Genomic DNA, 12803 nt, shown 5'->3' on the forward strand with positions numbered 1-12803 from the left:
TCTAAGTTAGTTTCCTCCCAGTATTCCCTTCAACTTATCCGCAAAGTCTTTTCCTTTTTGCTCCCAGTCAGTTTCTTCTGCTTTCTTTCCCCATTCTGCAGTCTTTTTATTCAAGTTATCCGCAGCATCCTTTCCTTTCTTTTCCCAGTATTCTTCATCACTAAAAAGCTTATTGAGATCCTCTGCCTGCTGTTTAGCTTTTTCTGCAACTTCCGCATTCTTTTTGTCCCAGTCTATGCTATCCATGTAGTCTATCCACTCATCAGACTTTTTCTTTGCATATCCTTCGGGATCACTGTTAATTGCATCTATTACATCGCCATACTTGGATAACCATTCATCAAGTTTTGGAGCATTCTTCCCTATAAGCTTGGCTCCAGAATCAAGCATCCCCTGAGCAGCACTCCTTGCAGCTTTAGCGGCAGCATCTGCCACAGCTTTAGCAGCCACATCCAAAATATGACTATTACATCTCGTATACTCCATTACATTCTCAGTCTGTGTTCCGCCATAAGCAAAAACATATCCATCAATAAAGCTATACGTTCTCGGGCATGTACTCTTAAGATATCCTCCGCACTCTATGTATTCACGAAATGCCTCTGCAAAATACTCTGCAGGCGCAGATTTAGCATATTCATTTGAGCCTCCATCAAACAATGTTGCCTCTGATTTATAAATATCTTGAAAAAGTGCACTTTCGGAAGGCATGTTTTTTGAATAATCAAGGTAATGCCCCATTTCATGGTTAATAGCACTGCCAGCATCTGTATCTGCAAGTATTATCATCTTAGAAAGGCCATGTGTGAATCCAGCGACATATCCTGCACCTGAGACTCCACCAAATGCTGCACTTGCCATGTTTACTGCAGTTACGCTTGTAATCGTTATCGTCCAACCTTCACTCTCAAACTGTTTTCTTAGTGCTGAAGGAAGCATGTTATAGTATTTTTCCGCCTCCGCAGATGCAGATTTACTTGTAGACTGAGAAATTGGGCAAGACGCAAAGACAACAATGCTATTTGCATAAATTGAAATGATAGAACACAAAAGAATAATAGTAATTCTTATCTTTCTCATAACGCCTCCATGCGATAAAAAAGTACATAATACCAATTGTATTTTATCATTTTGCTGTAAAATATCTGTAAACTTGGCATGATAAATTAGTAAACCAATATAAAGTTAAGCCCCATCAGCTGAACAATGGTAGGTTGAATTACACCTACTATTTATATATAATTTAATCATAGAAAGAGAGGTGTTCCCCATGACAGTGGATACAAGTATCATGGTTTCCATTACCGAAGCCAATCGTAATTTTTCAAAAGTAGCTAAACTTGTTGAGGAGAAAGGCGCAGCCCTTATTCTGAAGAATAATACTCCCTGTTTTCTCATAACAGATATAAGAAAAACAGATGAGAATAGCGAAGCCTCTGATGAAGATGTTCTTGCCATTTCTCAGAAGCTAATGGCACAAAACAAAGAAGCTTATGAGGTACTGTCAAAGTGAAAAGACTTACTCAAAAACAAATCCTCATGATGCACAAGCAGCTTGTTGAACAGACTGGTGGCAGCGACAAGGTTTTGAATTATGACCTCTTGGACTCAGCTCTCGAAAATCCATTTCAGACCTTTGATGGAAAAGAGCTATACCCTTCCATCCAGGAAAAAGCTGCCCGATTAGGATACGGACTTATCAAGAACCACTGCATGGAGGATGGCAATAAAAGAATTGGCACTCACGCCATGCTTGTTTTCCTGGCTCTTAACGGTATTGAGCTTCAATACACGCAAAAAGAGCTATACGAGATCATTCTTGATATCGCAGCAAGTAAGAAAGAATACACAGATTTACTAAACTGGGTCATAGGACATCAACTATAGCATTGTCCACATCATTCAATTTTTCAAAAAGAAAAGATGCTGATTATCAATTCACCAGCATCTTTTACTTTAATATATCAAATCCTATTCAATTCTCTTCAGGGGTGGGCTCCCCGTTACCGTCATCCGGTACGTCCTCTTCTTTTCCTGCTCCGTCATCAGTGTTGTTTACCAGAGCATCTTCGTTAGTATCAGCCTCGCTGGTGTCATCATCAGAATTGGTTGTATCATCACTGGAAACATACTCAGCGTTTTCTAGCGCATCTAGTGTGTCTTTTATAGCGTCCTCAGCCATGATTTCCTCCTCAGTCGTAGGGTTTTCCAGTAATTCTCTTTCTGCAGAAGGTATATCAACGACCATGCCTTCCTCAGGATCATCCGAAGCTGCTTGATCCAAGGAATCATCAGCTGACGCCTCTTTGATATTTGACTCCTGATCTGCACCACTTGAGAGATCTACGTTCATTTCACTTTCTGTATCCATAACCGCTTGCTCTTTTTCAACATCAATCAAAGACGAGCTATCCATTTTCAATACGTGGAATTCATCAAACTCTCCAAATCCTCCGCTTCCAGGAAAATGAAATTCATCGTTAGAATTATATCCTGAATGAATTTCATCATTTGGGTTATTGCCTCCTGTATTTGTCTCATCATTACCATTATTGCCACCTATATTTGTCTCATCGTTAGAATTATGGGTTCCATCCGTAATACCTGTCTCCGAGCTTCCTCCAGCCTGTAACGCGTCCTCATTCAAGACTGTAGAGTCCACAAACTCTTTTGTATCTGCTGGTACATAAACTGGTGCATTTTCTGCATTCTCCGGCTGTAAAGGGGATAGTGCAGCATCGGTGAAATCCATGAGTATAGACCCATTGACCATTTCATCGTCCGTACTAATGGATTCGATATAATTCAAAAAATTGGTAACAAATTCTTGTGACCCTCCGCTCCCACTCTTAATGAATTTTTTTGTAAAATCCTCGGTGTCTATAAATGCAGGATTGCTACTATCTGTCTGCGATATTTCAGATATCACATCATCTAGTGTTTTTCCATTATGTAATTCTTCGAGAATATGATTTACTCCTCCACGAATAACCGAGCTATCTATTGAATACGTTCCTGAGCCAGTACTGCCATCTATGGCATCAACTCCATCATACTTTAGCGCAGCCAAATACCCAAGATATACATTAGCAAGATATCCACTCATGTAAGCACTCTTTATAGTATCAGCCTGCTCAACCTGAGGGCTATCGGCATATGCTAATTGAAGTGACTTATCGACCGTATAAGAGTACTGAATTTTACTGATATCATAGCTTTCCGTACTGTTATCATAACCAAATGACGAACGCATAGTATCATTGTAGGCTTGAACAGAGTTTTCCACTGTTGATGCCATGCCCTCAACAAACCATGTTGGATACTTAACATCACTATATACAGCAGATGAAGGATCATTAACCTCAATTTCTTCCGTAGTGGTGTTATACTGTTCTCCTGTCATGCCTGGGCGTGTATAGTCGTACATGAAAGCATGCATCAACTCGTGAAGTATAGTATTATCTAGCGACTCTCGCGCCAGCTCCTCATCATGACTATATGTATCTGTGTTTACATCATAGTCGAATACTTTACTAGCATTAAGCACTATTCTATATGAATATGTATCTCCATTGTTCTTTCCAGCAACTCCGGCGACCGCATCGGACTGATTGCTAATCCCTCCTTGAGAATCCGTATAATCATCATAATAAATATATAATCCTATATTCTTTCCTAACTCATTATTATCCGCTGCCGCTTGATATGCCGGAAATCGATCTAAAAGCAAATTAACTGCCTGTGGTTCAATATTGTATTTAACCAGCTTTACAAGCCATTCCAATTCATCATAGCCTATTGCATTTATTGCATTCTGATCGCAGTGCATAGAGACTATATCCGCAGTTACAGACGGCACCACGATATTTGAACCACTCTGCTCGGATTCACTTAATGAATTGTCATTATCAGTAGTTGGTGGTGTGGTCACAGAATCCGTTACATTCTGGCCTGCTTCATTTTCTATGCCACATATATCGTTTTGGACTTGTTCTGGGATAATATCATCCCTAGGCTCAGTTGTTTGGACTAGATTATCTGTAATTTGATTAACAATCTCTATATCATCATTCGTATCAGTAAGATCCGCGGCACTAACCTGTACTACATCAACACTCTGCTCATTTTTTCCGCCTAATCTAGTGGTAAAGTAAATAAGCCCCTTGCTTGGATCTGCCAAAGACAACATTCCATTGGTACTCAATATTTCACTCACAAAATCCGGCAAAACAATATTAAAATCACCAAAATCTGATTTTTTTATTGAATATCCATCTGGTATGAAAAAAACAAAAACTGGGTAGCTTTTCCTAATATCTAAATGTATTGATATCTCATTCCCATCCTCATCAACCCAAAGCACAGGAATTTCCCAAAAAACGCCATTGTCAGCGATAATTGTGGCTCTTGTATCTAACAACTTTCCATGCAGGGGTTCATCTAAATCTGTAATTGCAAAAGAACCTATATTTTTGCTCCCATTAAAAGAGGACGTGTCATACCCAAGTCCCATGAATTCCCTTTTACTACCAGTACTATGCTCTATGCTTGTTACAGCATTTAGAAATTCAGAGGTATCCGCCTTATTTAGATCTACGGCCTCGGCTTTTAATGCACACAAATGAAAAGCCATTACTATTATTGACATTACTACACTAAGGAACTTAGATTTTCTCACGTTTCGCCTCCTGAAAAGGTCAAAAAGCGCCTACTTATCTACGATATCATTATATCATTTCATTATTAACCAAATATAAATAAAGGATAACTTTCCTATAACAGACGTTACCCCTATTAGAAATGTCCATTAATTGAGAAAGAGCGGTACGTTCTGTACCGCCCACACTTATGCTCTATTTAAATAAGATTATTGTAAAATTCTACCGCGCTCTTTATCTCTTCATCCGTAGGATGCCCCTTCTGAATTCCACCAACAAGCTTGAAAGGCCCAAAGCTGTCAAATCCCTTACAAAGATACTTTCCAACCTCAACACACTGCTTATCAGCCGCGATTTTGCTTATTCCCTTGAAATAGCTCTTCATCGGATTCCCACAAGTGGCCATGAAAAAGACCTTTTTCTGTGGTGGAAGGTTTACCCTGGCAAAGTTTAGAACCTGCTCAGCGAACTCTCCATAGTAAATACCGCTGGCAAAACCGATTACATCATATCCATGAAGATCCTGCTCGCGCTTCTGCGTCACATCAATAAGATCAACCTCTGGATGTTCTGCCTTAATGGCATCAACAAGCTTCTTTGTATTCTCATGGTGCTTGGAATAATAGATAATGCAACTACTCAAAACTCTTTTCACTCTCCTGAAAAACGATAGGTATATGATACCATATCATAGTTCCAAGTATCTACATAAACACATTCAGTCTGCCATCCTCGCATATAATCTCATCATCACGGAAATCATCAACAACTGATTCAGTGAAAGTACTTGGCAAAAAAGGTACCTGATAAAGCCCGTACTCAGATGCAGCAATAAAGTAATAGTTTATTTCATAATGGCATGCACTTCTGATAAAGCTCAGCTCTTTACCCTTAAAGACCCTGTCACTCCACTTGTCCGTAAGTAAAATGACCGTCTTGCGTTCATATCGATTACGAGGCCGTGGGATCAGATGCGCGGAATTAAGCATTTCCTGCATAACATCGCCAAGGCGCTTCTTCCCGGTACAAACATATAACCACACCGGCATATCCATGCGCTCTCGCAGAGGTCTATCCGACGGATAAAAAACTGAGTAGTCATTAAAATCTGCCATCGATGTAACACCCATAGAATTGGCGAGATCCTCAATTGTTCCAATAATTCCATGCTTAGGAACACCATCGTAAAACAATTCCATTAAATGCCCCGCCACATTGATATCCTCCTTGTCTCGAAGCCTCCTAAGGAGTAATTCATAACTGTCCCTATCACTGGCAGCAATTACATTTCTGAGCTCTTCTATCTTTCTAGCCATAGTATATCCCTCCATATTTCTATGATACCATCTTCCATAGTCAACCTTACACGCTAAATCCTATCTTCTTCTCTTCTTTACCAACCTTTCCGGCATTGACTTCAAAATCCTCTGCCTTCAACACCTTAAGAGCTTCTCTATCAATCTGTTTTCCTGCATTCTCCGCCATTATTCTTCCAGCCTGAGCCATCTCTGCCTGCTCAAGAAGTGTCCTTACAAACCTGCCATTACCAAATTCCTTCTTCTGGGATGCATTACGGAATATCTCCATGCACTTATCTGATGCACCATCCGCAAGAGAATATCCCTTCTTACCAGCCATAAGGTCCAGAATCTGGCCCAGTTCCTCAGCCTTATAATCTGGGAAGTCGATATGAAACGCTATTCTGCTTCTCAGGCCTTCATTCTTATCCAGGAAAGCTTTCATCTTCTCAGGATATCCGGCAAAGATCACGATAACATCATCCCTGTGATTCTCCATCTCCTGCACTATGGTATTTATGGCTTCGTCGCCAAAGCTGTTGCTGTCATCAACCAACGCATAAGCCTCATCGATGAAAAGAATGCCTCCCTTTGCCTCCCTGAACTTAGCCCTCACGGTCTTAGCTGTCCAGCCTACATACTTTCCTACAAGATCCGCACGTCCACACTCAACGAACCTATTTCCATCCATCACTTCTTCCTTATATAAGATGTCTGCCAGCAGCCTGGCAACCGTCGTCTTAGCAGTGCCCGGATTTCCGGTAAAGATCATGTGCATAGAAGGCTTGTAGTTGTCCATTCCCATCTCGCTTCTGATTTTTCTGACCTTTGCAGAATTCAAAATGTCATTAACAGTCTTCTTGACCTCTGTGAGGCCAATCATGCCCATAAGCTCCTTATAAGGCTCTATCTCACACTTCTTTTCCTTGACGTCATAATAGTTGACCTTTTCATAAGCCAGGTAATGTATCTTTTTAAGGCTGTCCTTATAAATCTTGTTGATTGCTGAGTACGCCTCTCCTACGGAAAAGAGCTGTTTGTCCGGCAATGCAATGTCTATATCTGCGTCAGTGACCTTCATTCCCCTTTCCTTCATCTGCTTCTTGATAAAATCAGCCGCAAGGTCACGGCTTACTGATCCTTCCCTCAGCTCGACTATATCAACATCTTCCTGAATCGTGCTCATTAAAGCCCTGGAAAATCCCGGGTTTTCAGTTATCTCCACAAAGATAAACAGCGTGTTTACCTGATACTTTTCAATCTGCTTGTCAAAAAAGTGAATGACTTCATGATACGCAGATGCATAACTACCATGGTCTTCCTCAGTACCGGACATATCTATGACGACGACTCCACCCTGAGCATGATCTACAGTGTGAACAAATTCCTCTTCATCGTAGCAGCCCTCAGTGATTTCATAGATCTTATTAACCCTGTTCCCAAGAAGTCTATTATTGGATTTTAAAGAGTTAACCAGAACATCGATCATGCCATTGGCAGAATCCATATTCGACGCAGAAACCTTGTAGTGTACTGGATTCCCATAATATTTCTTTTCATTCTTGTCAGAATAAATTCTCTCAATCTCCTCTATCAAGGATTTATCCGCCAAAATCTTAGTGGCTTCCTCTTTTGCTTTCGAAAGACTCCATTTCTTCCCATCCATCAGCTTTTCTTTTATGCTGAAGGCTCTTTCATTGAAGTAATCAGTCCCCAATTCGGTAATGGTGTCATAAGAGCTATTCAGCAGCTCATAAAAAGGAGCCTTGTTGATCTTCATATTAAACTCATGAACTGTTATCTCTCTGACTTCGGTAAAAGAAATATCGTCAACATCAAAATGCTCTGTCAGGTAGCCAGTGATTTTCTTCTTAAAATTCTTCATTGAATACTTATTAAGATCAACAGAAAAGACGACTTTCAGTTCCTCTGCTCTGGCCGAGTACACCAAAAGAGAAAATGGATCTTCGTGCCCATCTTTGTTACTAAAAATACCGTTCATGTTCCTGAGCTTAGTATTAAAGCTTCGCTTTTCTTCTTCGCTGGATGGCGTATAAGTAAGCTTACGATCCTCATCACAGCCAAATGGAAGGCTCATAGCCTTGTAAGTCACAATGGCACTGTAAAAATTCATCCTCGTACCTCCGTCTGAATCACTGTTTTCCTTTCTTTCAACTTCATAGTATCAAACAGGTGGTACAAAAATTTGCCCATTAAAAGAGCCCCGTGACGAGGCTCTTTTAAGTATGTACTATGATGTTTCATTCCAAGATACAATGGTCCAAACGCTACTTGTGATTCTTTATCTCATCATCAAGAATCTTCATCATTTCATCGTTATGATCCTTCGCGGTTTTAATCTCCCATATTCCATTATTCTTCATCATCAAATCACGCATAAGCATAAGTTTTGGACTTTGTTCAATGTATTCAGGATAATCCTCTGCTTTCTGATGCGGTAACATATTAGAAAACTTGGAATTAGCCGACACCGTAATAAGTGCAAGATTTCCAAAACAGTTTAAACTCTTTGCATCCCAAACATTTTTTGTAATTGGGTGTTGTGGGAAAAAATGTTCTATTGAGGTTCTAAACTGGAACTGATAATTATCTGCTTTATCCCGTGAAAGAACATAGTCGAGGTAAGTAAACACAATCCTATCAATTCCAAATCCTTCTCGGCTCTTGTACTCTGAATCCAAGATTTTATCGCAACAATACTTTTCCAAAACAAATTGCAAATCGATACCTTCACTTTTGGCTAATTCTGCTAATGCTTTAGATATCCAATGCATTGTTTTGGGCGATGTATAAGTAATACGAAGGCAAGATTGTAATAAGCGCACTCGTTTTGTAGAGTTATTATCTGTGTCCCCAGTATTATAAGTTCCTGTATAGGTTGGTTGGGGTCCTTTGTTTCCTATATATTTCTCGATGCGTTGTAAAGACCACCGACCCTCAATTCTATAATCCTTAGCATACTCACGTTTTATAATGTATTTGTCGAAAAGCATTCGATACTTCAATAATGAAAAAATAAAACTCAATGCACTATCATTATCCGCATAATGAGGCTTCATCAAAGATATGAATTTCTTGTCATCTAATCCAGCATCATCTTCTATACCTGCCGAACTCACAGCCTCATTTACTTGTAATAAAAAATTTGGAAACGAAATAATTGATTCGAACCTTTCATTTTCCTCGGGTTTATTGTCCTTAGATTCCTTTTTAGTACTCTTAAATCCTTCCCGGAGCTTGCTGATCAAAGTGTATTTGTTTTCATCACTCCCACTATTTCCCATTACTTTTCCTTCGATCATAAATAACGGTCGAATATCTTCGTATTTTTGATATGGAAAAGATACCCAATCATCACCAAACACATTTTCTCGCACCTGCTTAGGAAATGACATCTGTACATATCTATCCATTAGAGCACACGCATCCCAAATTGATGCCGCTATGATCTTATCTTCTCTAGAATCAATAACAGAAAGAATGTTGCCTTTAACTATCTCATGAAGTTCGAGCTGTTCTCCGCGCGTATTCATTATTTCGAAATAATGGTTGAGATCAATCTTTTTAGGTACCTGAGTACGAATAATAGCAATATGCGCAAGCTTATTCTTGAAGTCATCCGCAAAGCCTTTTGATTCTTCTGTTTTCCTCAAAAAGTACTTCTTAATTATGGAGTATCCATTTATTATTTCTTCTGAAAACCATGGTTCTTTTTCTAATTCATCCGTTGTATTTTTTATTTTATTTATTTCTGAAAGTGTTTTATTCGACTTTTCCCTTGCTTCAAATCTTAATGAATTCCTATTAACGGACTCATCATTCAGATATGATAACAATAAAAAGATAGTTGTAAGTCTCTGCTGTCCGTCTATTACTTCAAAGACACTTGCTGATTGTTGATTGACAATAAGACTTCCAAGATAGTATTTTCCCGTTGAATCATTAATATCTTCAAGAAGCTGCTCAATCTCATCACTCTCCCAAGCATAGTTTCGTTGATAGATTGGCACTATATACTCAGTACCCCTGAATAAATTTACAAGACTATATTCTTCTGGCTGCACAATTTCTTCTAAGTATTCCATATATCCACCTATGAGTTGATTCTATCAATAATATTTTTGTACCTATCTACATTGACCTTATATGTTTCAGCATCTGCCATATCAACAGACTCGAGGATAATTGCGTCCATTTCAGACGGATCTTGCATTTCGCTTATTCTTGCGAATAAGTTAACCCCATAATTTACACGATCGTTAATCCCTTGAGCATAGCGGTTAACAGATTCCCAATAAACTGCTTTCATGACAACTCTAAGAGAATATGCCCATTTATACATTTGTTCGAGTCTAGTATCACTCAAAGCCTCAATGTTGAATTTATCTACATAGAACATAACAATATTTATAAATAATTTCTTAATGTAGCTATCTCCTACACCGCTTTCAGGGATAAGCCCATCTACATTTGTAGCTTTATACTTGAATTCTACTAATTGTTCTACAGTTTCTTTTAGTTTAAGGTAATGCAAACTGTATTCAAAGAATCTCTTTCCTGCTATGACCGGTTGCGTCAGCTGAAACTGATTAATCATTTTCCCTGATGCTAACTCATACATGCCTTCTCTATTGAAATGTTCAACATAGAGATTTGCTGCTCGATTATATATCGAAAAATTAAAATTATTACTTGTCTTTATTCCTTTGAAAGTCTTAATATCCTTTGCAGAATAACCAATTCCATCCTGAAATTTATACCAACGAACCATAGGATACAAATGATCCTTAAAAAGATGCTCCAACTTTTTCTGATTGGTCGTCTCCCATCTCTCAATAATACTAATCTTTTCTGTTTCATCATCATCTCGCATTTCTCTAAGATGATACGATTTGAGCAAATCATGAGGTGCCAAAGCTTTACCTCTAGAATTCTGAGAATCGAAAAACTGAAAAGCCTCCTGCTCACTATCTGTTACAATACGAACCATAGTGCATCTATCTAGCAAATATGCCAAATACTTATCCAGCTCAGATTCTTCCATTTCTTTTACCTTACGCAAAAGAATCTGATGGTTATTAACTATTGCTTCCAAAGAAAGATCATTAAATTCTGCCTTCAATAACTCCGGAAAGGATGCTAACGCCTTGTCTTTTTTTATTTCTGAAAAGCAATATACAAGAATAGACAACGTTGTTAGACGTTGTTGCCCATCTACTATTTTCATTTTGCCTTCGTTATTATGCAAAACTACCGAACCTATTCGATATTCTGGTACTTTCGAAACAAACGCATTATAGATATCAGAAAATAGCGTAACCGCCGACTCCGTTGTCCATCTATATGGTCTTTGATACTCAGGAATATCAAGTTTTTCTCCTAAAATAGTCTTAAGTGTAACTATCTGTAAATGCTCATACTCATTAGACATATCGTCCTCCAGATATCAGTTTTATATTAAAGCATCTATACTTTTCTTTCTTAATCGTTCATCAATTATCATTGTGGTACTTATCGTTCATTTTTTTAATCTCTTTTGCTAGATCTGCTCTTAGCGACGCGGGTGCCAGAACTTCTACTTGCGGCCCATATTGAAGAGCCCAACAGAACATGGCATTCTCATTACATCGGACCAGAATCTCAAGCTTATCTTCAGTACTCTTCAGAATCTTAAAATCCTTACCAAACCAATCTACTAGAGCATCCATCATCCCCGGAGTGGTTTTAAGCGTAACATTAAGCGTTTCTCCACAGAACATGTAGATATGCTCTGCCATATGCTTGGACAGGTTAAGCTGACCATCAAGGCCAACCACTTCTTTCTGAGGCTTAACCTTCTCATCAAGAATCACCACATTGGTCATCTTATCAATCCTGTAATAGGCCACATCATCGTATTTGTCCAAATTCCCGAGAAGGTAATAATGCCCACCCGAAGCTACCATCTGGTACGGATTGACCACATAGTTCCTACCAAGATCGTGCATCTTGAAATCGAGGCCATACTTACAATAGTGAAAAGAAATCTTTTTCTTATTATCAATTGCATCATCAATAGCGCTGACGTTATAGAGAACCTGCTTGTTATCGGTGCGGTTCATGGTTGGAGTAGGTTTAACGTGAGAAACACGCATATCAAAATATATGTTGCCAAAGGACTTCAGCTTTTCGATGAGTCTTTTGGCATAAGCATCTGAAATAGTCTTGGAAAAGAGCACAGAATCAATAAGCAGACGCAGCTCCGCATCCTCAAACTCCCTGCTCATGAGATAGTACCCATTTCCCTCTTCCATGGATATTTCATAGCCCATATCAACCAAAGACAGAACATTAGCCTTCACAGAACGACGATCAATCTTCTCAACTCCATAGTCAGACCTAAGAATCCTGATGATTGCCTGCTGGGTCAGAGTATGGTCCGCATCAGAATATCGCTGAAGTACATCCAATATGAGTAAGTTCAGCATCTTTTTCGTTTCAGTTCCATATACTTTGATCATGAGATTCTCCCACAGTTACTCAATGCTCAGTATCAGTCTAGAGCCATGTAGCAGTCCTTAGCATACTCTCGCCAATCTTCCTGCGTTGTTTTAGCAGTAACTTCAAACTCATATCCGGAAACATCTGACTTGATGTGATAGACATCATTCTCGCCTATCCCCATTTCATCAAGAAATACTTTTAGATGCTCCACCTTGTTCTTTTCCTTAAGAACATTGCCATCCTTGTCCCTTAATACAAAATGATCTGTCCACATAAATCTGCCCCTTTCTATAAAAACAGCGATAAGTATCTTTCCTATGCTTATCATATGACATGGGGCTGT

The 12803-nt window shown here is 39.0% G+C and carries 11 protein-coding genes; 2 read left to right on the forward strand and 9 right to left on the reverse strand.

Features of this window, described 5'->3' with window-relative positions; translation table 11 throughout:
• Positions 1-6: 6 nt before the first annotated feature.
• Positions 7-1080 (reverse strand): anthrax toxin lethal factor-related metalloendopeptidase, encoded by a 1074-nt coding sequence (locus G589_RS21260; protein WP_026522329.1) that lies wholly within the window; start codon positions 1078-1080, stop codon positions 7-9.
• Between the two features lie 190 nt (positions 1081-1270).
• On the opposite strand from G589_RS21260, the gene G589_RS0112095 reads away from it, so the two are divergent.
• Complete coding sequence (locus G589_RS0112095) at positions 1271-1513, forward strand: type II toxin-antitoxin system Phd/YefM family antitoxin (protein WP_026489151.1); 243 nt, start codon at positions 1271-1273, stop codon at positions 1511-1513.
• Complete coding sequence (locus tag G589_RS0112100) at positions 1510-1887, forward strand: type II toxin-antitoxin system death-on-curing family toxin (RefSeq protein WP_026522330.1); 378 nt, start codon at positions 1510-1512, stop codon at positions 1885-1887. The genes G589_RS0112095 and G589_RS0112100 overlap by 4 nt, the downstream gene beginning before the upstream one ends.
• An 88-nt stretch (positions 1888-1975) precedes the next feature.
• Here G589_RS0112100 and G589_RS0112105 read toward each other — a convergent pair whose 3' ends face one another.
• From G589_RS0112105 to G589_RS0112140, 8 genes are all read right to left on the reverse strand, one after another.
• On the reverse strand, positions 1976-4678 hold the full coding sequence (locus G589_RS0112105; RefSeq protein WP_026522331.1) for a hypothetical protein: 2703 nt from the start codon (positions 4676-4678) through the stop codon (positions 1976-1978).
• A 179-nt stretch (positions 4679-4857) separates the two neighbouring features.
• Positions 4858-5301 carry a flavodoxin family protein gene (locus tag G589_RS0112110; RefSeq protein ID WP_026522332.1) on the reverse strand — a complete coding sequence of 148 codons (444 nt, stop codon included), beginning with the start codon at positions 5299-5301 and terminating at the stop codon, positions 4858-4860.
• Between the two features lie 61 nt (positions 5302-5362).
• Positions 5363-5974, reverse strand: coding sequence for a hypothetical protein (locus G589_RS0112115; RefSeq protein WP_026522333.1), 612 nt, complete (start codon positions 5972-5974; stop codon positions 5363-5365).
• A 46-nt stretch (positions 5975-6020) separates the two neighbouring features.
• Positions 6021-8090 (reverse strand): AAA family ATPase, encoded by a 2070-nt coding sequence (locus G589_RS21265; RefSeq protein WP_051192358.1) that lies wholly within the window; start codon positions 8088-8090, stop codon positions 6021-6023.
• A gap of 154 nt (positions 8091-8244) precedes the next feature.
• Positions 8245-10062: a DUF262 domain-containing protein gene (locus G589_RS0112125; RefSeq protein ID WP_022769131.1), complete on the reverse strand. Its 1818-nt coding sequence runs from the start codon at positions 10060-10062 to the stop codon at positions 8245-8247.
• 8 nt (positions 10063-10070) lie between these two features.
• Positions 10071-11408 carry a DUF262 domain-containing protein gene (locus G589_RS0112130; protein ID WP_026522334.1) on the reverse strand — a complete coding sequence of 446 codons (1338 nt, stop codon included), beginning with the start codon at positions 11406-11408 and terminating at the stop codon, positions 10071-10073.
• 61 nt (positions 11409-11469) lie between these two features.
• Positions 11470-12477 carry a helix-turn-helix transcriptional regulator gene (locus G589_RS0112135; RefSeq protein ID WP_022769128.1) on the reverse strand — a complete coding sequence of 336 codons (1008 nt, stop codon included), beginning with the start codon at positions 12475-12477 and terminating at the stop codon, positions 11470-11472.
• Between the two features lie 32 nt (positions 12478-12509).
• Positions 12510-12734, reverse strand: coding sequence for a hypothetical protein (locus G589_RS0112140; RefSeq protein WP_155832537.1), 225 nt, complete (start codon positions 12732-12734; stop codon positions 12510-12512).
• Positions 12735-12803 lie beyond the last annotated feature (69 nt).

It is taken from the genome of Butyrivibrio sp. VCB2001 (assembly GCF_000423965.1).
GTDB lineage: Bacteria > Bacillota > Clostridia > Lachnospirales > Lachnospiraceae > Butyrivibrio.

What these genes read in the sequence shown, in the direction of transcription:
- G589_RS0112125 (WP_022769131.1), bottom strand. Translation starts at nt 10,062, where the DNA reads ATGGAATACTTAGAAGAAATTGTGCAGCCAGAAGAATATAGTCTTGTA.
- G589_RS21265 (WP_051192358.1), bottom strand. Translation starts at nt 8,090, where the DNA reads ATGAATTTTTACAGTGCCATTGTGACTTACAAGGCTATGAGCCTTCCA.
- G589_RS21260 (WP_026522329.1), bottom strand. Translation starts at nt 1,080, where the DNA reads ATGAGAAAGATAAGAATTACTATTATTCTTTTGTGTTCTATCATTTCA.
- G589_RS0112095 (WP_026489151.1), top strand. Translation starts at nt 1,271, where the DNA reads ATGACAGTGGATACAAGTATCATGGTTTCCATTACCGAAGCCAATCGT.
- G589_RS0112130 (WP_026522334.1), bottom strand. Translation starts at nt 11,408, where the DNA reads ATGTCTAATGAGTATGAGCATTTACAGATAGTTACACTTAAGACTATT.
- G589_RS0112115 (WP_026522333.1), bottom strand. Translation starts at nt 5,974, where the DNA reads ATGGCTAGAAAGATAGAAGAGCTCAGAAATGTAATTGCTGCCAGTGAT.
- G589_RS0112135 (WP_022769128.1), bottom strand. Translation starts at nt 12,477, where the DNA reads ATGATCAAAGTATATGGAACTGAAACGAAAAAGATGCTGAACTTACTC.
- G589_RS0112140 (WP_155832537.1), bottom strand. Translation starts at nt 12,734, where the DNA reads ATGTGGACAGATCATTTTGTATTAAGGGACAAGGATGGCAATGTTCTT.